Origin of the sequence: Pelosinus sp. UFO1 (assembly GCF_000725345.1) — a bacterium.
Lineage (GTDB): Bacteria > Bacillota > Negativicutes > DSM-13327 > DSM-13327 > Pelosinus.
On record NZ_CP008852.1, the window covers coordinates 4,527,281 to 4,550,138 of the forward strand.

Annotated in this window: 25 protein-coding genes; 3 read left to right on the forward strand and 22 right to left on the reverse strand. The window is 40.0% G+C overall.

All coding sequences use genetic code 11. The features are described from left to right. Nucleotides 1-82: 82 nt before the first annotated feature. The 11 genes from pth to UFO1_RS21385 form a co-directional block, all read right to left on the reverse strand. Nucleotides 83-640, reverse strand: coding sequence for an aminoacyl-tRNA hydrolase (gene pth / locus UFO1_RS21335; RefSeq protein ID WP_038674058.1), 558 nt, complete (start codon nt 638-640; stop codon nt 83-85). Further along, entirely contained in the window at nt 637-1,464 is an 828-nt protein-coding gene (locus tag UFO1_RS21340) for a polysaccharide deacetylase family protein (RefSeq protein ID WP_038674060.1), read from the reverse strand. The genes pth and UFO1_RS21340 overlap by 4 nt, the downstream gene beginning before the upstream one ends. Continuing rightward, a complete protein-coding gene (locus tag UFO1_RS21345; RefSeq protein WP_236639275.1) occupies nt 1,457-2,116 on the reverse strand; it encodes a GNAT family N-acetyltransferase in 660 nt (219 codons plus the stop codon). The genes UFO1_RS21340 and UFO1_RS21345 overlap by 8 nt, the downstream gene beginning before the upstream one ends. Nucleotides 2,117-2,292: 176 nt before the next feature. After that, the gene (locus UFO1_RS21350) at nt 2,293-3,240 is read right to left on the reverse strand and encodes a ribose-phosphate pyrophosphokinase (protein ID WP_038674063.1); all 948 of its coding nucleotides are present in this window, start codon (nt 3,238-3,240) and stop codon (nt 2,293-2,295) included. 104 nt (nt 3,241-3,344) lie between these two features. Beyond that, on the reverse strand, nt 3,345-4,706 hold the full coding sequence (gene glmU / locus UFO1_RS21355; protein ID WP_038674065.1) for a bifunctional UDP-N-acetylglucosamine diphosphorylase/glucosamine-1-phosphate N-acetyltransferase GlmU: 1,362 nt from the start codon (nt 4,704-4,706) through the stop codon (nt 3,345-3,347). Nucleotides 4,707-4,896: 190 nt separating this feature from the next. Further along, nucleotides 4,897-6,108: a threonine ammonia-lyase gene (gene ilvA / locus UFO1_RS21360; protein ID WP_038674066.1), complete on the reverse strand. Its 1,212-nt coding sequence runs from the start codon at nt 6,106-6,108 to the stop codon at nt 4,897-4,899. 36 nt (nt 6,109-6,144) lie between these two features. Beyond that, a complete protein-coding gene (gene purR / locus UFO1_RS21365; RefSeq protein ID WP_038674068.1) occupies nt 6,145-6,954 on the reverse strand; it encodes a pur operon repressor in 810 nt (269 codons plus the stop codon). A 191-nt stretch (nt 6,955-7,145) separates the two neighbouring features. Then, nucleotides 7,146-7,904 (reverse strand): nucleotidyltransferase family protein, encoded by a 759-nt coding sequence (locus UFO1_RS21370; RefSeq protein WP_038674070.1) that lies wholly within the window; start codon nt 7,902-7,904, stop codon nt 7,146-7,148. Nucleotides 7,905-7,987: 83 nt separating this feature from the next. Next, complete coding sequence (locus tag UFO1_RS21375; protein WP_038674071.1) at nt 7,988-8,683, reverse strand: GntR family transcriptional regulator; 696 nt, start codon at nt 8,681-8,683, stop codon at nt 7,988-7,990. Next, nucleotides 8,683-9,552, reverse strand: a complete 870-nt coding sequence (gene ispE, locus UFO1_RS21380; RefSeq protein WP_038675539.1) for a 4-(cytidine 5'-diphospho)-2-C-methyl-D-erythritol kinase — start codon at nt 9,550-9,552, stop codon at nt 8,683-8,685. The genes UFO1_RS21375 and ispE overlap by 1 nt, the downstream gene beginning before the upstream one ends. Nucleotides 9,553-9,558: 6 nt before the next feature. Beyond that, nucleotides 9,559-10,029, reverse strand: coding sequence for a chemotaxis protein CheW (locus UFO1_RS21385; RefSeq protein WP_038674073.1), 471 nt, complete (start codon nt 10,027-10,029; stop codon nt 9,559-9,561). A gap of 238 nt (nt 10,030-10,267) precedes the next feature. Here UFO1_RS21385 and UFO1_RS24630 point away from each other — a divergent pair, with 238 nt between their 5' ends. Beyond that, nucleotides 10,268-10,900: a L,D-transpeptidase family protein gene (locus tag UFO1_RS24630; RefSeq protein ID WP_071842044.1), complete on the forward strand. Its 633-nt coding sequence runs from the start codon at nt 10,268-10,270 to the stop codon at nt 10,898-10,900. Here the strand turns inward: UFO1_RS24630 and UFO1_RS21395 are convergent. From UFO1_RS21395 to UFO1_RS21405, 3 genes are all read right to left on the reverse strand, one after another. Next, nucleotides 10,862-11,653, reverse strand: coding sequence for a HipA family kinase (locus UFO1_RS21395; RefSeq protein WP_038674075.1), 792 nt, complete (start codon nt 11,651-11,653; stop codon nt 10,862-10,864). The two genes, UFO1_RS24630 and UFO1_RS21395, sit on opposite strands and share 39 nt — an antisense overlap. A gap of 153 nt (nt 11,654-11,806) precedes the next feature. Continuing rightward, entirely contained in the window at nt 11,807-12,775 is a 969-nt protein-coding gene (locus UFO1_RS21400) for an SPOCS domain-containing protein (RefSeq protein ID WP_038674076.1), read from the reverse strand. 37 nt (nt 12,776-12,812) lie between these two features. Then, nucleotides 12,813-13,532, reverse strand: a complete 720-nt coding sequence (locus tag UFO1_RS21405) for a DUF3794 domain-containing protein (RefSeq protein WP_038674077.1) — start codon at nt 13,530-13,532, stop codon at nt 12,813-12,815. Nucleotides 13,533-13,736: 204 nt separating this feature from the next. On the opposite strand from UFO1_RS21405, the gene UFO1_RS21410 reads away from it, so the two are divergent. After that, complete coding sequence (locus UFO1_RS21410; protein WP_038674080.1) at nt 13,737-14,045, forward strand: hypothetical protein; 309 nt, start codon at nt 13,737-13,739, stop codon at nt 14,043-14,045. A 158-nt stretch (nt 14,046-14,203) separates the two neighbouring features. On the opposite strand, the gene UFO1_RS21415 is transcribed toward UFO1_RS21410, so the two are convergent. The 4 genes from UFO1_RS21415 to yabG form a co-directional block, all read right to left on the reverse strand. Next, nucleotides 14,204-14,905 carry a CAP domain-containing protein gene (locus UFO1_RS21415; RefSeq protein WP_038674081.1) on the reverse strand — a complete coding sequence of 234 codons (702 nt, stop codon included), beginning with the start codon at nt 14,903-14,905 and terminating at the stop codon, nt 14,204-14,206. 168 nt (nt 14,906-15,073) lie between these two features. Further along, on the reverse strand, nt 15,074-15,316 hold the full coding sequence (locus tag UFO1_RS21420) for a hypothetical protein (RefSeq protein ID WP_038674084.1): 243 nt from the start codon (nt 15,314-15,316) through the stop codon (nt 15,074-15,076). Between the two features lie 303 nt (nt 15,317-15,619). Continuing rightward, nucleotides 15,620-16,342 carry a TerC family protein gene (locus UFO1_RS21425; RefSeq protein WP_038674086.1) on the reverse strand — a complete coding sequence of 241 codons (723 nt, stop codon included), beginning with the start codon at nt 16,340-16,342 and terminating at the stop codon, nt 15,620-15,622. A 340-nt stretch (nt 16,343-16,682) separates the two neighbouring features. After that, nucleotides 16,683-17,564, reverse strand: coding sequence for a sporulation peptidase YabG (gene yabG / locus UFO1_RS21430; protein WP_038674087.1), 882 nt, complete (start codon nt 17,562-17,564; stop codon nt 16,683-16,685). A gap of 244 nt (nt 17,565-17,808) precedes the next feature. On the opposite strand from yabG, the gene UFO1_RS21435 reads away from it, so the two are divergent. Then, nucleotides 17,809-18,612 (forward strand): glycosyltransferase, encoded by an 804-nt coding sequence (locus UFO1_RS21435; RefSeq protein ID WP_038674088.1) that lies wholly within the window; start codon nt 17,809-17,811, stop codon nt 18,610-18,612. Nucleotides 18,613-18,960: 348 nt separating this feature from the next. On the opposite strand, the gene rsmA is transcribed toward UFO1_RS21435, so the two are convergent. The 4 genes from rsmA to UFO1_RS21455 all read right to left on the reverse strand — a co-directional run bounded on the left by rsmA (nt 18,961) and on the right by UFO1_RS21455 (nt 22,673). Then, complete coding sequence (gene rsmA / locus UFO1_RS21440; protein ID WP_038674089.1) at nt 18,961-19,803, reverse strand: 16S rRNA (adenine(1518)-N(6)/adenine(1519)-N(6))-dimethyltransferase RsmA; 843 nt, start codon at nt 19,801-19,803, stop codon at nt 18,961-18,963. Then, the gene (rnmV, locus tag UFO1_RS21445) at nt 19,778-20,344 is read right to left on the reverse strand and encodes a ribonuclease M5 (RefSeq protein ID WP_038674090.1); all 567 of its coding nucleotides are present in this window, start codon (nt 20,342-20,344) and stop codon (nt 19,778-19,780) included. Before rnmV ends, rsmA begins: the two co-directional genes overlap by 26 nt. Before the next feature lie 318 nt (nt 20,345-20,662). Beyond that, nucleotides 20,663-21,649: a 3D domain-containing protein gene (locus UFO1_RS21450; protein ID WP_038674091.1), complete on the reverse strand. Its 987-nt coding sequence runs from the start codon at nt 21,647-21,649 to the stop codon at nt 20,663-20,665. Nucleotides 21,650-21,911: 262 nt separating this feature from the next. Continuing rightward, on the reverse strand, nt 21,912-22,673 hold the full coding sequence (locus UFO1_RS21455) for a TatD family hydrolase (RefSeq protein WP_038674093.1): 762 nt from the start codon (nt 22,671-22,673) through the stop codon (nt 21,912-21,914). Nucleotides 22,674-22,858 lie beyond the last annotated feature (185 nt).

Below are 22,858 nucleotides of genomic sequence, written 5' to 3' on the forward strand. Positions count from 1 at the left end.
TATACTTTCTGATTCCGTAAAAAAAACTAAGATGCAGCTAGAGTTTCAACTCCAGCTGCATCTTAGTTTTCCCATTTAGCAATCACTTGTTATGCAGATTCATTGCCTTGTTCATACCTTGTGTGATAATCGACTCCACCGCTTCAGCCGCTTTATCGATTGCCTCTACAAGCAGGGGCTGCTCTTCTACTGTAAAGCGACTAAGGACATAGTCTACAACCTGCCACCCTGTTGGCGGACGACCAATTCCAATTCGAACACGGGGAAAGGAATCGTTAGCTAAATGAGTCAGCAAGGATTCAATTCCTCGATGGCCTCCAGATCCGCCTTTCATTCTAAGACGCAAACGACCAGTAGGCAAATCCATATCGTCAAAGATAACAATAACATCTTCCGGAGCAACTTTGTACCATCGGGCCAGCTCGCCTACTGCTACACCGCTTAGATTCATATAGGTTTGAGGCTTCACTAAGAGCACTGGCTCCTCTTTTCGCTGTTCCGCAATTAGTGCTTCCTTACGATTCTTCCAATTACTAACACCCCAGCGTCGTGCTAATTCATCAATCACCATAAAGCCGACATTGTGACGTGTGGCACTATATTCTTGCCCCGGATTACCAAGACCTACTACAATCTTCACCCTTTACTGTCCTCCATTTTTGTTAAAATCTCGTCTACTGTCACAAATTTATACCCTTGAGCTAACAGGGTTTGAATAATACGTCTAGTAGCTTCTACAGTTTGCGCTCGCGAAGCCTGAGACGCGATACCATCCCCATCATGTAGCAGAATAATAGAGCCATTCTTCACCTTACTTACCGTGCGGTCTACAATCACTTCAACTCCCGGATTGGTCCAATCCCGGCTCATGACTGACCACTCTACAACCTTTAAGCTTCGTTCCGCCATAACTTCTAATACAACAGGATCGCGGAAACCATGTGGTGGCCTTACTAGATGGGGTGCAGTACCAACAGCAGCTATAATAGCTTGATTCGTGGAGTCAATTTCATCAACAATTACCTTCCGATCCGCTTTTAATAAATCAATGTGATGATAGGTATGATTTCCCAATTGATGCCCCTCAGAAGCAATACGACTTACTAACTCAGGATGTTTTTTAACATTTTCTCCAATAACAAAGAAGGTGGCAGGTACATGAAATTCTTTTAATACATCCAATACCTGCTCCGTGTAGGGGGGATAAGGCCCATCATCAAAGGTGAGAGCCACTACTTTCTGTGTAGTTCTTACTTGGCTAAAAACTCTGCCAAAAAACTCGTTTTCCGGCAGTACAGCACTAAGAGTTAAAAAAATCCCCGCTGTAATTCCAAGGACAGCTAACCACATCCCTGTACGTATAGGTTTTGTTGCAACATTACGATAATCCAAGATCAAACCAGCCAATACGATAATTGTCAGTAGCCCTAACATACTAATCAATCGTATATTTATATCAAACATGATCGTGCTCCATTTCCTTGTACATAATCATCCACTTTCCTTGTGAATCTGCCGTATAACCTGCAAAAACGAAATTCCACTTTTCGTATAATCGAATGGCTACTTCATTTGAGGGCCTTACTTCTAAGCGCACTCGATTAGCTCCTTTTTTCGAAAAATACTTTATTGCATTTTCTAATAGTAAATTGGCTACTCCTTGGCCCCTTGCCTTTTCTGCGACAGCAATAGATAAAATCCTGGCATTTGCCGGCTTACTGGGAGTAACGGCTGAGTAAAGAAAGGCCACTTTATTCATTATAATGACTTTAACTGGATGCAAACCAAAACCATATTTCCCAGTGATCCATCGCCAAGCCCATTTTAGCAAATGACCTTCCCATATTGCCCGCAGCCACAAATTTGATAATTCAGTAGGAGCAAAACAATAGCCTACCACTTTACCCGATACATCTCGGGCCACAATGGCAGCCTCAGGCTCTGCCTGATAGACTAAGGTAAATACATCCTGCATCGCCTGAGGATCTGGCAAAACTCCACCACAATGATGGAGCACACTTTCACGAAAACTCTCTGTAAATAATGATGCAATTTGAGGTATATCGGCTATTGTCGCTTGACCTATGCTAAATTCTCCATTTTTCATCCCCACCATTACCATCACCAACCTTACTGGGATTATACCATATGATAAGCAGAGAAAAAATAGGTAGTACCATAAAGAGAATGGGTGTAATACGTTTTTTTAACCACAGAGGCGCAGAGGGCACAGAGTGGACAGAATAAAGAACAGGGCGGAATGTTGCCCGCCCTGTCTAATCAATATATAGCTTACTCGTCAAACATTCTACTAACTGGAAGTTCACCAAAAATTCTAAGTATGGCTTCACCCAAAAGAGGTGCAATGGATAATACCTTAATTTTATCACATTCTTTTTCTGCAGGCAGAGGAATTGTATTTGTAATAACTAATTCTTTAATAACAGATGCCTTAATGCGGGCCACAGCTGGATCACTTAATACAGCATGAGTACAGCAAGCGTATACTTCTTTTGCACCAAATTTTATTAACGCATTGGCACCTTCCGTTAAAGAACCAGCCGTATCAACGATATCATCAATCATAACGGCTGTTCTTCCTTCTACATTGCCGATAAGATTCATAACTTCTGCAACACCAGGCATAGGACGACGTTTTTCAATGATAGCAATTGGCGCATGCAGCCTATCGGCCAATTGTCTAGCGCGAGTTACACCGCCTAAATCTGGAGACACTACAATCAAATCATCCAAATTCTTAGAACGAACATAATCTGCTAACAAAGGTACTCCAGGCATATGATCCACTGGGATATCAAAGAACCCTTGAATTTGACCTGCATGCAAATCGACTGTAAGGACACGGGCAACACCAGCTGTTGTCAATAAGTCTGCAATCAATTTAGCAGATATAGGTTCCCTGCCTCGAGTTTTACGATCTTGCCGTGCATAAGCATAATAAGGAACTACGGCCGTAATTGTACGTGCAGAAGCCCGCTTTGCAGCATCAACCATAATTAAAAGCTCCATCATGCTGTCGTTTACGGGATTACAAGTAGGCTGCACTATAAATACATCCTTACCGCGCACACTTTCATCAATGATGACTTGCGTTTCTCCGTTGTTAAAATGCCCAACAAAAGCATTCCCCATAGTAAGACCCAAATGGTCAGCAATCTCTTTAGCCAACCCTGGATTGGCATTACCGGAAAAAATCCGCAACCTCTTCATATCTTCCATTGTAAAACGTTACCTCCTGATTATGCTTTTTTCTTACGAAATCAATTTATATTAAAAGAGAAAATCTTTCTCCTATGCTAACTTTTGTTATCTTCCATGTAACTTTACTTTTTCGCAGCCCAGCCATCAATATTGCTTTGACGTGCTCTAGCCACACCTAAAGACTCTGATGGTACATTCTTTGTAATAGTCGAGCCTGCAGCTACGTAAGCACCTTTACCGACGGTAACAGGAGCCACTAAATTAGTATTACAACCAATAAAAGCACCATCCTCAATAATGGTCCGACTTTTGTTCTTACCATCATAATTCACAGTTATGGTGCCTGATCCAATATTTACTTTTTCCCCCATATCTGTGTCGCCAATGTAACTTAAATGAGGAATTTTGCTACCTTCACCAACCTGAGAATTTTTTACTTCGACAAAATTTCCAACCTTAACCTTATCAGCTAACACCGTCTTCGGACGTAAATGAACATATGGGCCAACAATTACATCATTACCTACTTTACAATCATGGGCATAGCTAAAATGCAAGGTAGTATTATCGCCAACAATACTGTCTTGGATACGACTATTGGGTCCTATTTGGCAGTTACCGCCAATTGTAGTGTTACCTTCAATCCAAGTAAATGGATAAACTATGGAGTCTGGACCAATCGTTACTTCCTGGTCAATAAAAGTACTATCGATATCCATAATGGTAACGCCAGCATCCATTAGCTCTGCTAACTTACGCTTTCTGACTATTTTCTCCGCTTCCGCCAATTGCATACGTGAGTTGATCCCTAGTGTGTCTTGATAATCATCTACTTTGACTGCCCATACTTTAGAGTGAGCCGTTGCCAAAATACCAATGACATCGGTTAAGTAATATTCACCTTGCATATTATTGCAGTTTGTATTTTGTAGTGCTTCAAATAAAGCAGCCCGTTCAAAACAATAGATACCTGTGTTTACTTCGTTGACTGCTAATTCTCTACTATTGGCATCCTTTTGTTCCACAATTTTCAGGACTTGTCCGCTGGCATCTCGAATCACACGTCCATAACCTGTCGGATTCGGCATATGAGCCGTCAACACTGTTGCTGATGCCCCAGCCGCTTTGTGCTCAGCAAAAAGTTTTCCTAAGGTTTTTCCCCTTAGCAGCGGTGTATCGCCACATAACACCATTACCGTTCCATCAAAGTCTTTTAAAAACTCAGCCGCCTGCATGACCGCATGGCCTGTCCCTAATTGTTCCGCCTGAACGACAAATTCAGCCTGCTTTCCTAAAGTACCTTCTACACATTCTGCACCAAAACCAACAACTACAACTTTTTTCTTAGCTCCTGCTACATCTGCTGCATCAAGTACATGCTGCACCATTGGCTTGCCACCAATCTTATGTAACACTTTGGGTAAGGTTGACTTCATCCGTGTACCTTTGCCTGCCGCCAAAATTACCGCCAGTAAATCAGACATTAACCTTCCTCCATTCGACAAAACTCCATATTCTCACTAAGGATAACAATGTATTCAAATCCTCAAACTTCTTTACTTTTCGACATCAAAGACAACATTCCTGCCTATAAAATAAAGTTTGATAATAATGAATTTTCTAGTTATATTAGAATGCATTAAAGAAACTAATTTATCTTCCCTTTAATTAAACTCATATCGTTCTCGCACTATATCCGTGCTGACGTAAATTATGCAAAATTTGTTCCGTATGCAGTGCATCTCTTGTCTCTAAACTAATTTCAATAACGGCTTGCCCAATCGGAACATTTTGTTCTACACGATCATGAAAAACAGAAATAACATTTGCTTGCGTATTCGCAATTACTGTCAATAATTGCTGTAACAAACCAGGCCGATCCGTGATTTGTGTAGAAATTTTAATACGTCTTCCAGCTTTGACTAACCCTCTTTCTATAATACGAGAAATAAAGTTTACATCTATATTTCCGCCAGATACGACACTTACGACTTTACCCTTGGCAGGAATCTTATGATTTAATATTGCTGCCAACGCAATTGCCCCTGAACCTTCCACCATTAATTTTGCTCTTTCCAACAGCATTAAAATCGTACTTGCGGTGGCTTCATCATCAACAACTACGATATCGTCAACATAATGATCTACAATAGGAAAAGTTAAATCTCCAGGAGCTTTTACAGCAATCCCATCGGCAATAGTCACAGCATCAGGCGTACTTTTTAGAATATGAGCATATTTAGACATATACATGGCGGGTGCCCCTTGGGCTTGGACACCATAGATTTTCACGTGGGGAGCCAATTCTTTTACAGCAAGGGCAATACCAGCAATCAATCCACCACCGCCAATGGGCACGACAATCGCTGAAACATCCTCTAGCTCTTCTAATATTTCAATTCCCACTGTCCCTTGCCCTGCGATTACTTGATAATCATTAAACGCATGAATAAAGGTTTGCCCATTTTCTTGTTCTAATTCTTGCGCCCTATGAAAAGCATCATCATATACGGTTCCACTCAACAGGACTTCTGCACCATATCCTCTAGTCGCAATTATCTTAGCTAAAGGTGCCACTTCCGGCATGACAATTGTGGCTCTTGCTTCCATCATCCTCGCAGCATAAGCTACCCCTTGGGCGTGATTTCCTGCCGATGCGGCAATAACTCCTTTGGCCCTTTCCTCAGGAGTAAGGGAATGAATTTTATTATAAGCACCACGCAATTTAAAAGAACCTGTTTTTTGTAAATTCTCCAGTTTTAAATATACATCACAACCAGCCATATTACTAAATGTAACACTCTTATCCAAAGGGGTATGATGAATCACATCATACATGGCATGATGGGCTTGCTTAACATCAGCTAAGTCGATACCTTGTTTCATAACAACATCGCCTCCTAAATCATTTAGAAACAGTAGTTATAACACGGGTCGAATATCTATTGTCTTAGTATGCTGCCCAACGTCATGTAACATGAGTAATGCTAAATAATCTTCTACTAATTTTTTTTCTGGCTCATTGGTAGCAATGAGTACACCTGTGCCTACAACCTGTGCACCTACCTCATTCGCTAAGTCTATCATACCAAGTGCGGTGCCACCAGCCTTCATAAAATCATCGATTACCAGTACCTTCGAACCAGCAGCGAGAGCCCGGCGAGGCAGGGACATAGTTTGAATTCGTTTTGTAGAGCCCGTTACATAGTTAATACTTACAGAAGGTCCTTCTGTAACCTTACTACCTTGCCGTACAATAACTAAGGGTAAACCAAAAGCTCTAGCCGTTGCAAAGGCCAGAGGAATTCCCTTCGTCTCAACTGTCATAATAAAATCAGGTGCTAAATGCGAAAATCTGGCCCTAAAAATTTCACCGGCTTGCATCATTAAATCAGGCATAAATAAAATATCGGACATATATAAAAAACCACCAGGAATTATCCGCTCGGGATCAGAGAGTTGTTTTGCTAACTGGGTCAGCATAGTATTCATGCGTTCCTCTGAAGGGCATGGAACGTACCTTACACCGCCAGAGGCTCCTGACACTGTTTCTACTGTTCCTAAGCCAAATTCCTGCATTGACTGTTTTATAGTTACCATATCCTCACTTAATGTTGATTTTGCTGCGCCAAACAAGCTGCTAAAATGTCCCAATGAAAATAGATAGCCAGGCATGTCCATCAACATTTTGCTAAGGGCTACAACTCTTTCCACTCTCCGTACTTTCGTCATTGCTTTTTATCCTCCATCATGAAAAACACCGAATATTATCCTGTTTTTTAATATTTTCATTCACTTTCTCCGCAAAAGATCAAATCCCTGCACAAAATTATAATTATTTTTCATTTTAACTGCAAAAAAAGCAGAGGTATTCTAATGTTATAAGGCGTGACTTGGCATAAGCCAAGTCACGCCTTATAACACTAGGAGCGAAAAGAGAAAGTAGTGCGAACCAATTCTAAATCGCTTGGTTTATCAACATCAATCCCCAGCTCAGGATAGGGCGATTGAACAACAGCACCTGTAATACCTAATAATGTAGCTACCCTTTCTTTCACCTTAGTTAAACTCAATGTCCCAAGGAAAAATTGTAATACAAATCCCCAACCTAATATGCAACAAAGTTTAAAAGGATTTTTACGATTATTAATGAGCCTCTCAGCCACTAAGAGGCATTGCGGTACAATTTTGGGATTAACTAAAAAAATATTGCCCCCCGTATAGGTTCCATCCTTAAAACGTACATAAGTGCGTTTGCTACTGGGATAAAATTTATTATTAATTTCCTTACTAACAATCGGATAATACAAATCCGCCTCTACCTGGGCGCATTGGGTGAAAAAATCAGCTATGGCATTCGGAGTTAAAAGGGGAATGTCTGCAGTAACGACTAGCACCTTATTTTCATGACCTAACGCTTTCATCCCCAGTTGAATTGTCTCTAAAAGAGTACAGCCTCCCTCAAGTAGTACTGCATTATCTGGAAATCTGCATTTTTGCAATTGAGGAATTGGCCCCATTATAAATATTCGATCCACTTGGGGGGAAGCTGCCAATGCATCTGCCACAAAGGTCACCATAGGTTTACCAGCTATTTCAATCATCGCCTCATACGACTGAGATGAAAACTTACTCAAATGTTCACTATTTTCACCGCCAGCCAGTATAATGGCATCATACATATAACCCAAACCTCCCATGTGAATGTTCATTAAAGTTTATAAAAATCACGATCTCTCTATATAGTATCCAAAAAAATCGAAAACTATTCTTGCTTTGAATGCGAACCCTTCTCTAGCATATTTTTTAATAAGACTTGTTCCGCATTCGCCATATGTTCTCCTGCAAATTGTTGAGCTAAGGATACATTTCTCTGTCCTAACGACTCAACCATGCGAGTATGTTCACCAAACATTTCTTTAAGTCTACCTGGATATGACATAGATAAAGACCTAAAACGAGTGAGTTGTTCCCGTAAATTATTTATGATTCCCACAAGGCGTTCATTCCGACTCGCCCGGTATAAAATATCATGAAATTGGCTATCGGCTTCTACAATTTTATCCATATCATTTACTTCAATGTAGCCGCCAATTTCGACTAAGAGCCTTTCCATTTGTTCTAATTCTTCTTCGGTAATACGTTCTGCTGCCAGTCCTGCAGCTAAAACATCCAATGATGTTCTTACTTCAAATACTTCTGTAATATCTTTAATCGAAAGATCGGAAACATAGGTGCCACGCCTTGGAATCATTACGACAAAGCCTTCCAATTCTAACTTGCGGATGGCTTCCCTGACCGGGGTACGACTTACACCTAACTCTTCAGCTACTTGGATTTCCATCAAACGTTCTCCAGGTTGTAATACACCAGAAACAATTGCATTCCGTAAGGTTTCACATACCACTTCCCGAAGAGGTTGATAGCTATCTAACTTAATTGGTAATAAACGCCGCTCCATTATACTCCCCCATTTTTTCCTACTATCTTAGTTACAAATACTTCTGCCGACCTTTGGCTTCTAATTTTTGCAGCAAGGTACTCGGCTCCGGCCTGCTCCTCTACTAGTCCAAAGACAGTAGGCCCGCTGCCCGACATCAAACTGGCCATTGCACCGTATTGCATCATAGTTTTTTTGAGTTCCTTAATTTCAGGATGCTCTTTAATTGTTACCGTTTCTAATACATTTTGCAAGCGATTGGCTACACCAGTTAGATCGCCCTGGTTTAGACAAGCTACCACTCCATCAGTATCAGGATGATCTTTTACATCCTGTCCCCGATATTGGCGATAGACCCAAGCAGTCGAAACACCAATGGGCGGCTTTGCCAATACTACATAACAAGGTTTTAAGTCCGTAAGTGGCTTTAATAGTTCACCTCGTCCTGTTGCCAGCATAGTACCACCTCGTAAACAGAAAGGTACATCTGAACCTAACTTAGCTCCGAGTATCTCCAATTCGGAAACAGATAAGCCTAACTTCCATAATTTATTAAGTCCCGTTAGCACACTGGCAGCATCTGTGCTGCCACCAGCTAAACCAGCAGCCACAGGAATGTTTTTTTCCAGATGAATATGTACACCTTTATTCACTTGACAAGTTTCTTTAATCAGAGCTGCCGCTCGGTAAGCTAAGTTTCTATGATCACAAGGCAATCTGGAAATATTACTTTTCACACTTATATTGCCATTTTCTCTTTCTTCTAAATGAAGTATATCAGCAAGTTCTATGGCTTGCATTATCATTTCTACTTGATGAAACCCGTCCTCTCTTTTATAAAGGACATCAAGGGTTAAATTAATTTTCGCATTTCCTCTTACTTTTAGCATACTCACCTAATCATTCATTTGCTTTACAGCAACTTCTTCCTGGGCTGTTAAGACTTGATCAATATCTAATAAAATAATTAGACGATCGTCCGTCTTGCCAACTCCATTAATAAACCGAGAATCTACCGCGATTGAAGCCGGTGGCGTCTCAATGTTTGCGGTGCTCAACCTTACGACTTCTTTCACTGCATCAACGGTAACACCTACGGTTTGTCCATTCATTTCTACAACAACAATCCGTGTATCATCATCATGCTCTGTTATTGATAATTGAAATCTTTTTCTTAAATCAATCACCGGAATGATGCGACCCCTAAGATTAATAATTCCTTCCATGAAAGAAGGTGTTTGCGGCAACTTAGTAACTGGTAATAAGCGGTTGATTTCCTGAACTTTCGTAATAGGAAGTCCATACTCCTCACTTGCCAGCCGAAAAGTAACCAACTGTAATTCATCTTCTGCCTTTATATGCTCCATATGGTAATGCACCCCCACAAAACAATGATTTTATTGTATTCGACATGATAGGGGGGTTTGCCTGCAAATATCAGTAATATTTTATACAATATATTTTATATCTTTTGGGATTGTCGAGCCTTTACTACTGAATTGTCGTCATGGATATTTTGACCCTTTACTACCCCTATTTATACGCTGCACCAGCCAAACCATTTGAACATATAATAACTAAAGATTTTTTCAGGAGGTAGATTTTATGAATCTTCGTACCCTCTACTTGCCCCACCGATTACTTACTGTTGATTTTAAGGAAGATAGCGAGAACCCTCTCATTGGAGAAATACAGCAGCTACTGGTCAAACAAGAATTTTATCAAGGACCGATCCATAATAAATATGATATAGAAACAATCCGCGCCGTTACTTTATTCCAAGAAAAAGAGCACCTTCCTACAACAGGAATGGTAGATCCTCTTACCTACTGCCGCCTGCAACAAGCAAGAATCACTACCATCAAATCTCTGCCTTCCAGTAAACGAGCTGATTTGTCCTTACCTAGAGCCAATATTTTGATTACCGAATCTTCTCGGCAACTGTCACTCTTTAATGGTAACACTCCTGTACGTCAGTATCCAGTAGGGATTGGTAAATCCGCCACTCCCACACCTCTAGGGGATTATTCCATTGTTTATAAAATGATGAATCCAGGTGGCATGTTAGGTACTCGCTGGTTAGGTTTAAATTTGGATTCGTATGGCATTCATGGTACCAACCAACCTTGGTTAATTGGTACTATGGTATCCCATGGCTGTATTCGTATGCACAATAGCAATGTTGAAGAACTCTTTTCCCTAGTAAAGGTGGGTACGCCTGTTTATATCCGGAATTGACTGACATAAACGCAATACGATTGCATCCACCATTTCACAGCGGCTTATCATAAAGGCAAGCAACGCTTCTCGCTCTTCTACTTTGGGCAGCCACTCCTGAGGAATGCTCTCTACAAGCTGAACTAAATCCTCCTTAGTAATCTCTTTAACCCGGGCTGCAAAAGGAGCAAAATCTTTGGCGATGAGAAAATAAGTAAGTAACCAACCATATACCCTACGTTGATTCACAGCTATTTTCGTTACTAGTTTTTCTAACGTCCCTACATTCCAGCGCCCACGCACAAATAGGTGAGAATTATCAATGGCATATAACATATGAACAGAGTCTTTTACATGTGCTAATAAATTTTTGCGATTTTTTGTACGATCAATGTTGTGAAACATATGATCAAATAACATGACACCAGCCATAGCTGTTTTATTCACAGCCTTATATAAATTATTTCGCGTGACATATCGATTACTATGAATATATTGACTGGCGAAATGCGTTCTACAACGAATCCCCGCAGCACGCATCCGCTTATTTTTTTGTAGTACCTGCTGATCAATCTCTAGCATATCTCCTGGGGGAAAACATAATTCCATCCGTTTACCAAACCAACATGCTATATATTCATTCACTAGTACCTTTGCTCCCATGGGATTATTTTGTAATTTAACCACATATACGTTTCCGTCATTTGCGCGAAACACCTGAGGTGATGTAACACCAACTCCTACTGAACCAAGGTATTGAACTGCTGTTAGCACCTTCCTCCCCCCCTCTTTTTCCAAGTTGCGATAAATTTTCCCTTATTTTTTTATCTAGTACTCTACAATATATGCACCCTTATTAAATACTAGTAAAAAAATACCGCACAAACTACTTATATAAGCAGGTTGTGCGATATTTTTGCGCCTTCATTATCCTTTGGGAGTTGTTGGTGTACCAGCAGTCTGGACTAACCAACTTGCAACCCAACCTACGGTAGAACTGCTATTAAGAACCACTCGATACCAGCCAAAGGCCTGTTCTTTAATGATTACTGTGTCACCTTTTTTCGCCTTGACCACCACAGGAAAATTAGTGCCTGGACCTGTGCGAATATTAACATTATCTCCGGTAATAGTACCTGTTCCGCTAACTCCCATACTCGTACCAGCAGTTTGAGGAATACCTGGTCCGGTTACATTAAATTCTCCATAACCCATACTTGGTCCGGTTACAAAATAGTTTTCTTCACCAACACCCTCAATATTTCCACCACCCGTCTGTGAAGCAGAAACAATGTCTTGGTTATTAAATAAGGATGTCGTTGCATCGGCGGTATTATACGATATTTCGCTAACGTCTGTAACTGGCCCTAGGGCATACACATCCATTTGCGTTGTTACAATAACACGTGCCCAGAATTTAAGAACAATGGTAACATATACTTTACGTCTATCATGATGCTTATGGAATTCATAGTTTACATACTCAACAGTAAGATCGGCAGTAGCATCCATGCCTGGCTCTGCACCAGGAAGATCAATATCCCGAGTAAAACGTACATGGCGTTTTTCAAATGCATGAACGGGTTGATTGGGCAGATCTGCTACATACATTACTTTTACTTCTAAATCACCGCGAATAATAACCTTATTTCTAATAACATCTACTGTATCAATATCTACATCTTTTACATACACATCAATGACTTGTTCAATATCTGGCTTTTGCTCAGGTAGGAACATGTCAAATTCTACAACCTTTTGCTTCATTTCTGCGCCTAAGACTTGTTCGACTTCAATCGTTTCCGGGCCTGGCTCTGGACATCCGCAATTTTCTGCCATGGTATTCATTGTTTCAATATCTGTGGCCCTAGAACTTTGCTTTAACTCATCACTCATTAAACTCCCCCCCTTTAGAAACATATGACTACCTTACTCATCCTTTAGGTTTGGTAGGCAGGCTGCCTACCGCGCCAATCTGCACTTCACGGTCGGCGATAACCTTACCAATAATCTTAAGTACGATGGAAATGTCAAACTCACGACTGCAATGGTGATGGTGGTGTTTGTGATGCTTGTGGTTATTGCAATTATGGGCATCATTGCAATTATGGTGGTCGTGATCGTGGTCGTGGTGGTCGTCATCACAATCATTGTCGCTATCGTCATCACAATCGTCGTCACAATCATCATCAGCATCATCATTGCAATCCATTTCGCCATATTTGTACTTGTAGGCACGAGACCATTCATCACAATCATAATCTACAAATTCGACGAAGACACTGGCATCCGCATCCATACCTCGACGTGCACCAGGCATATCAATATCCTGAGTCCATCTGAAATGCTTGATTTCAATAGCATGCACAGGGTTATTAGGTAAATCAGCTACATAGATGGTTTTTACTTCGAATTCACCGCGAACGATTATTTTATCAAAAATTACATCAACACAATTGATTTCTAAATTCTTGACAAAAACATCAATAATCTGTTCAACAGCAGGTTTTGTATCAGGAACAACAACATGGATATCCAGAACCTTTTGTTCTTCTCCTTCTCCAATGACTTGGCGCACAATAATATTTTGCGGGCCAGTTTCCACTCCTAATGTACACGGATTATAGTTTTGACGAATATCTTTATCGTCCACACGTATTCCCCCCTTTTTATGTTCTATTTATATATATGCCGACATGATATTTTATGTGCAAAAAGGTTTAAACAAATGGCGTCAGTAAGATATTTTACTTCTAAAAAATATTATATTAGACATAACACTTTAACCGCTACTCGCATAGCATATAATAAATCCCTTTTCACAAGGTAGTGCTAAAATAAAGGAGGCTGTTAATTAATGGATTATCCAAAATACGACTGTCATCATCACAAGCAAGACTATTGCCATATGGATGAAGAAGATCACTGTGATGAAATGCCCTATATGAAAGAAAAAATGGGTGAGGATTGTTATTCGAGCATGTGTTCAGATATGTCAAAAATGAAATGCAAAATGGAAAAAGAATGTGTGAAGACCTATAAAACTTATTACAAACTGTATAGAGTATGCCAATACCGCCTTTACAAAATTTGCCCCTGCTGTGGTCATGAATATGATTATCACAGGCACCGTGGCATGTGTCCTAAATGCGGCGTTTCTATGTAATTTTGAATGATAAGAAAAGACTTGGCTTAGGCCAAGTCCTCAGACGCAGGCAGAAGCCTTAGTCGTTCTTACTTGGAATCAAGGAAGTGTTATACTTTCTGATTCCGCAAAAAAAACCTACGGCTAGGCCGTAGGTTTTTTTACTGTTTTTTAAGGTTTTACTTGCCAATAAATTCTTGTACTACATAGGCTGATCCTTTGGAATCATAAGCGACACCAACCCCAACGTCTGTGTAGCTGGAATTAAGAATATTCGCCCTGTGACCTGAGCTGTTCATAAAAGCTGTTTCAGCAGTCGTTACATTTGTATTAATTGCTAAGTTTTCCCCTGCTGATTTATAGCTGATCCCCGCATTCGCCATCCGATCGAAAGGTGATTTACCATCCGGATCCGTATGAGCAAAGAAGTTACGTTGTATCATATCCTTCGCGTAATTTTCCCCTAATTTTGTTAACTGTGAATTAAGCTTCAATGGAGCTAAGCCATTTTTTGCTCTATCTGCATTTAATAAATCAAATGCTAATTTTTCATTTGCTGCCGTTCCCGTTGTTGCAGCAGGTGTTGTGGTAGTCGTGTTTCCTGTAGTAGTCGTTGTATTTCCTGTTGTAGACGTTGTAGATTTACTTGGCGTACTAACGTCTCCTTTACTTCCTCCATGACTTGAAACTAAGGCAATCAAACCTAAAGCCAAAGCTCCATTTACGAGTCCTTTATTATCTTTACTCTTTTCGTCCTGGACACTGACCTCAGATTCAGCTGCGAACGCAGCTTTAGCAAAAATTCCGCCAAACGATGTCGTGACTAGTGAAACCGTTAAAAATCCAAGGGTGACCATACTAAATAACTTTTGGTTTTTCAATATAATTACCTACCTCTCTACTTAACATAATAATGCCTTTTATATTGGACATAAGAGTGTTTATTCCACATACAACAGCGAAAATCCTGTTTTTAGGTTGTGGTAATGTTTACATAACAATATATTTCGATGTAAAAAAAATAGAACAATGGCATTGCGCCTTTTGTTCTATTGGCTTATATTTATTCTACTTCTCCTGGATTTCTTACTTTTCCATAATTCTATGCACCCCGCCCCGCCATTTAACACGGCAAAGAGCCCTGCTCCCACTAGCCCTAGGCCACTTAGGATTTGATCATTCATAATAACAGCAATACCAGCACTTATTGCTACGATTCCAAGCATAAGATGAAAGACAAAATGGAACCCCCAAAAAGACCAATGTCTCCATAACCCGATATCCTTCTCCATAACCCCACCCCTTTTGTTATTTATTTAAGGTCAACAATTACTATCTTTACTGTAAATAGAACAGAAATACTACAAGGATTATTATCAACTTATTCTTTACCAGTTTAATTAAATTAAAGTCTAGTAATTCAAATCTATCTTGTATCTCTCTATTGTATGTAAGTCAGCCCAGGTTAGTTTCAGCAATTATTTATATGTAATTTGCGGACATACAAAAATCCCAAGGCATATTGTAATAAAATTTGGCTATCTACTGCAAAATAGCTCGCTCCTTTGATGTAAAAGGATAGCTACAATAGCCTTTTAAGCATTCCGTTTGCGGCAGTGATGCACCACAAATGTACCAAAGAATATAGTTAACAAGATAGAGAAAAACACCGTTTGGCTAACATGGTAATTAAAGACAGATGCCATCATTTTAGCGCCAATAATACTAATTAAAATATATGCCGTTGTTTCTAACTCTGGATATTTATTAATTAGGGTCAAAAAGATCTGCGCCACCCCTCTCATCATCATGACACCAAAAATACCTCCTAGGTATAAAACCCAAATGTGATCGCTGATCCCAAAAGCAGCCAAGACGCTATCAATACTAAAAGCAATATCCATAATTTCAACAGCTAATACGGTACGCCAAAAACCATGTGGCGTTTCCGTGACAGCATTATCCTTACCGCTTTTTTTATAAAAGTAGTGCTGAAATGACATCCATAAAAGATACAAAGCACCAGCAGCTTTAATCCACCAGATTTTAATTAAATAAGTACCTAGGCCTATAGCGACAAATCGAAACAGATAAGCACCTAATATACCATAAAACAACGCCCTTTTCTGACGATTTTTCGACAAATGCTTAACCATGATCGCTAGCACTAGGGCATTATCCGCTGATAACAGCCCTTCTAATAAAATCAAGCTACCGATAATCGCCCAATTCATAGGATTATAAACAACACTAGTAAATTCCGCCATATTAAAAAAATGAGAATAGTTTCCTAATATCCCTGTAATAAATTCATTCATTCCTATACCTCCGATTATTACCACCTATTCTTAACTATCTTTTTAATCTTATCAAAGCTCATATAACTCTTACCTTTCCAATTATATATATGTTAAATTGCAAGCAAAAACACAAAAATTTCATAAAGAAGACTTGATTCAGATGGAGTTTTAACTCCATCTGAATCTTAGTCGCACTTATCCAGGGACTTAGCCGCTCTTAACTCCCGCTTATCGAAGATGGGAGTCTTAGAGCGGTTTAGTCATCGGATAAATAGAGGCACTAATTTAGATATCTATATAAAGATAGAAAGTGAAAAACACCTCCAATGATCGCAAGTCATCATTGGAGGTGTTTTTATTAAGTACCATAAGGTGTCTTGGGTAATCCTAATCTGAATTTCCCTCTTGTTTCTACCCCACCTACTCCTTCAATACCTGTAACGGATGCTGTAATAGCATCACCTAAATCTACTGTACGATTGATCGGAGTAAAAGCCACTTTTTCTGCAATAAAAACAGGATCATAAGCATGAATGAAAATCCTTGTCGGTGCACTTGCAAAATTCGATCCTGCGGCCAGTATTGCTTCAAAGTAAGATTGGCAAGCACCAGCAAAAATGACCAAGTCATCCCTTGACGGTTCAAAGATTCTAGCCTTTTTTACTGACTCTATAAAATATTTAGAGTTACGGTAATTATTAATATCCCGTAAATCCTTTTTTCCGCCGCCTATTAGGGCGTCGTGACCCGTTAGCACCAAAATATCGGGGCGGTATTGATCGACTAACTCAATCACTTGTTCAGATTGTTTAGACTCCTCAATGCATCGGCCAACGGCTTGCATGTTCATTTGTCCATAGGTTTTCAAACACATGTTAAGATACTCTTCATCGCCATCCAAATGCAAAACCCGACCAGGTAAATCAAAGTAATCATACTTCTTAGAACTCTCCGAACGGTTTAGATTGACTCTTTCTCGTTCTATACTACGCCGCATCATAACCCTTTTTAATGTATCATTATGCACACTTTCCATATGCAAAATTTCATTACGCAAATGCTCTGCACCTACACGTTCCAAATCAACGATAGGCGCATCTGCTACTAAGCGTAAATGCATCCCCTTTAAGACACAGTGCAACTGCCCTACAGTATCTTCGAATATGTCTGTTACTTTAAAGACAATATCACCGCCATGGGATTTGCGGATTACCAAATCTCCTATTGCTACATTCGCCACCTTCATCCCTCCCTCGCTTATTACATACTATGTAGCATAAAGCAAAATGCCACCAATGGGAGAAGGGAAGAAAAAATGTTGATGCTTTTGTTTTGATCTAAACTTTGATCTCAGTTTTATTCAAACGTATATTTATCTTTTTCAAATCGGTGTCAAAATACACCTCTATTCAATATACTGTATTACACCTGTGGCCTTTTTAAGGTCACATGCACCGCACTCAAAATCATCGAGGTGATGGCGCATGATTACTGTGGTTGTCCCAGCAAAGAATGAAGCTGGACGTATTGTAACAGTCCTACAAAACTTAAGCACATTACAAATTGATCAAATTATTTTAGTAGCAAACGGCTCCGTTGATTCTACGTTGCATGAAGTCTTACAAATTGGTATTCCAAAGTTACAAATTCTTTATTTTCACGAACGTCTCGGTATTGACATCCCCCGAGCAATTGGCGCAAAGGTAGCTTTAGCAATGGGCAGCGATGTAGTGGCTTTTGTGGACGGTGATATGGTAGGAACTTTTGCTGAAAGTTTAACAGAACTTATTGATGGAGTATTAATTAAGCACTTGGATATGGCTTTAACCAACTGTTATCCCTCCCCGCCCCGCCACATAGAACGCTATAACCCTACCTTCCAATGGAGATTAAACCTTAATAAAGAACTAGGTTTAGACAAAAAAATAAACTTAGCAACTCCCTCCCATGGTCCCCATGCCGTTTCACGGCGTTTTTTAACCACTATACCCCTTCGCGAATTAGCAATCCCCCCCGTAACTATGGCATTGTCAAGAATTAACAAACTTAAGATTGACGTAGCCACTACAATTCCCCATTATCAATTAGGCTCATCTCTTAAAACCAATGTTCACGGTGCTAAAATTATTGAAACCATTGTAGGTGATTGCCTAGAGGCAATTAGTGTTTTTCAAAATACTCCCCGTACACGCCAATGGCAAAACAAAACCTATACAGGTTATCATAGCGAACGACGCTTTGATGTATTAGACCATTTTCTCACAGGGAATCCATTATGTTTGAAATAACTCCTTAGCAAAGCGTTTTTTTGTTATGACAACGGGACTTTTTGGGGCACCACTAACTCATTAAGCAGATAAAGAAGGCCTACTTTTAAAAAAGTAGGCCTTCTTTATATACTTTTTTATCCGATGACTAAACCGCTCTAAGACTCCCATCTTCATCTCGTTAACTGCCTGTAAATCCTGCCCTCTGGTTAGGATAACAGTCTGTAAAACTCGAAGTAAGTTCGCTCTAAGGATTTTCGAATCCAAGGCTCACTTATATAAGTGGGAGTTAAGACCAGCTAAGTCCCTGGATAAGTGCGACTAAGATTCAGATGGAGTTAAAACTCCATCTGAATCAAGTCTTCTTTATTACTGAATCCAAACGTTCTCAATGGCAGCAAATTCTTCAATTGATAAGGTCTCACCACGGCGAGTACCATCTATGCCTGCTTTTTCTAAGATAATCTTCAGTGTTTCTGCAGGTACACCTGTTGTTTTCAGCGTGTTGGACAGGGTTTTACGGCGCTGAGCAAAAGCAGCCTTGACAATTCTAAAAAAGACTCTTTCATTTACTTCGACCGGGGGTTTTTCTCTTACCGTACAGCGAATCACAGCCGAATCTACAGCTGGCGGCGGAACAAAGGATGCAGGTGGTACTTTGAACATAATTTCTGGTTTCGTATAATACTGGACGGCTACAGATAATGAACCATAGTCTTTCGTACCAGGTACAGCCACCATTCGTAGAGCAACTTCTTTTTGCACCATAGTTACCAATACATCAATTGGCATCCGCGCCTCTAATAGACCCATAATAATAGGTGTAGTAATATAGTAAGGTAAATTAGCGACCACTTTATAACGAGGTGCCATTACTTCCTTGGCGATATTAATCTTTAAAATATCTCCATGGACTACGCGAATATTATCATAGCCTTCTAGAGTTTTTGCCAATACTTCAATGAGTCGCCGATCAATTTCCACAGCCGTAACATTGGCTCCCGCTTCTGCAAGACCTTGCGTTAAAGTACCAATGCCAGGACCAATCTCTAGCACCGCATCTCCATCTGTAATATTGGCAGCCTCGACAATACTGCGCACCACATGTTCATCAATTAAAAAATTCTGCCCCAATTTTTTGCTCATACGAATACCAAATCGTTTTAGGATGTGGTACGTAACTTCTTTATTTGCTATAGTCGGCTGTTTCATCGTATGCCTCCAAATTTAATTCTACGGCCTGTTCAAACTCATTACGGGTTACGCCGTAATGATTCAGTCGCTGCAAAAAGGTTTTCGCATTGGCATAACCAATACCAAGTTTGGCTCCTAAGATTGCTCGCCTAGCTGAAGCATCCTTCGCGCCACTTAAACCCCAGTTCATAATGTCTGCCCAAACAAACTCTTCACTTGGCTGCCACTCTAAATAGCGCACCTTCGAAAGTGCTGCACGGATGGCTTCACCAGATGCTTGTTCAATACCAATATCATTTTTTGCCATTGCATCCTCTTTAGGAACAAAAGCATGTTTCGCCTCGGGAAAACGTTGGCTCAAAAATTTGCGGATTCGCTCACCAGCACTATCTGGATCCGTCAAAATAATTATGCCCCGTTTTTTATAAGCATGTTCAATTTTTTCTAAACTATGAGCTGATAACCCAAAGCCACCTGTCGAAATGCAATCAGCATCCACAGCCCGCTTTACCGCGTGTATATCATTTTTGCCTTCCACAACAATAACTTCTTTAATCAATTCATTCTACCTCTTCCAGATACGTTCTCACTACAAAAAAACCGCTAGTGGTATTTCAAATATAGAGAATGTAGAAACTATTTGAACCACAAAGACACAAAGAGCACTAAGAAGTTTTTCTTTGCGGAATCAGAAAGTATAACACTTCCTTGATTCCAAGTAAGAACGACTAAGGCTTCTGCCTGCGTCTGAGGACTTGGCCTAAGCCAAGTCTTTTCTTATGTGCCTAAGCAGCGACATTGTGTCTTTGTGGTTAATAACTACTATTTTAATATCCTTATTATAGTATCAAAAAAAGAACAGGGAGTATACCCCCTGTTAGTCAAGAACATAAACTTTTACTACGCGTCTACCAAATCTCCAGGCCTCACTGTCATCTTCCATACATAAATCAATACGATTACCAACAATAGCACCACCAACGTCAGCAGCCGTAGCTAAACCATACCCTTGTACATACACCTTGGTTCCAAGAGGTATGACATCAGGATCCACGGCCACAATACCACGGCGAGCTTGTACGCCGGTTGCCGTTATACCAGCCGATGATCCATCCGTTGGCAGGTAAGCACTGGCCTCCATTGCTTCTACTCGACTAAATCTCATGGATCCCCTGGATGTTTCAATCATATCTCGAGTACCCACATGAATGACCTGAGGCTTTGGCGCCTCTTTAATCTTCTCACTAACTTGTTCAGCACTTACCTCTACACCATCAGCAAAATGAATACGAACAGTAACGGTTTTAATACCATCCTGTCCGTCTTCTACAACTCTCTCTACACCTTTCTCCATTGTGGAATCAGGCTGACGAACTACTGTAAATCGTTCGGGAACATCGCGTTCAACAACTTTTTCCGTTAACGATACAGCCTGAATCACCATATTTGCTTCTAACTTGGTCTGTCCATCCGGAATAAGCTTGGTATTTTCTTTTTCTAATCCCAAGCTTTCAGCCAATTCTCCTATCGTAGGTTTAGCGGTTACCAAAACCTCTGTTTTTCCCCGATAGGTCATTGTAACAGGCACAGCACGATATACAGAAATCACACTGCCATCAGCCAGTTTTGCTGTTGACAGACGATATTCGTCTTTGGATCCTAAATTTATTCCGGCTTGAGCTAAAACCTCTTCCGGTTTACTATGTAATGTGCTAATCATCATGGTGCTGCCATCCACGGCAATTTGAACCTTCTTGTTGGCAAACATGAACCCTGTCGCCACCAATAAAACAGTGAACAGTGAGAGAAGTAGGGGTAGCATCTTTTGTCGAAAAATAAACTTTTTCAATTCGATTTGACGCATAAAATACCTCCTTTTCAAACGTTTGAGTATTATACCACGAGTTTCGTTTATTGTCCAATATTATTTTAAATTTTGTTAATTATTTTGCTAAATTATATAGATTATTTGCCAAAATGTCCTTATTTATGCATGAATTAGAAAATAGTCATCTTAATCCTTAAAATTAAGAAATCGATTAAAGCTAACCTCCTTTTCTAAAATAAAAAGTGGGAATACTCTTTATCAAGATATTCCCACACAAGGTAATTTATTCTGTTAATTTCTATATTTTAAATAAACTTCTTATGTTCTCTCTGGTTGCCTTAGCTAATGCAGACAATTCTATACCACGCAAATCGGCAACCTGTTGGGCAACCAACTTTACATAAGCAGGCTCGTTCCTCTTTCCCCTATGAGGATGTGGTGTTAAATAAGGAGAGTCTGTCTCCACTAACAACCTCTCCAGAGGAACCGTTGCCGCAATTTCTGGAAGCTTTGCAGCATTTTTAAAGGTAATGGGACCTGCTATAGAAATATAAAGCCCCATCTTAAGTACTTCACGGGCCATTTCTAAGCTACCGGAAAAACAATGCAATACACCTGGCACTCCTTTGGCTTCCTTTCTCAAAATATCTAAAATCTCTCCATGGGCATCACGGTCATGAATAATAAAAGGTACGCCCGTTTGCCGCGCAATATCAAGTTGGCGAATGAAAACAGCCCGTTGCACTTCCCGAGGTGATAAATCATAATAATAGTCTAAACCAATTTCACCAATCGCTACAACCTTATGTAACTTTGTCCACTGAGCGAGTTGTTCGTAATCATCTTCCAAAGCGTCTTTTGCGTCATGAGGATGGATGCCTACAGCTGCATAGATATTTTCATACTTTTGTGTTAAGGCTATAGAACGAGCCGAGGAAGCCATACAAGCACCTACATTAATGATTCCTGTTATACCATTTTCCAAGGCTCTAGCCACTACTTGATCACGATCATTATCAAACTTTTCATCATCGATATGAGCATGAGAGTCAAATAACATAGAAAAACAACTCCTTTATTCTAGTTGACAAAAGCGCCTATTGCAGGCGCTTTTGCTTTTTTATGTAAATTTATCCGATGACTAAATCGATCTAAGACTCCCATCTTCATCTCGTTAACAGCCTGTAATATCCTGCCCTCTGGTTAGGATAACAGTCTTTAAAACTCGAAGTAAGTTCGCTCTAA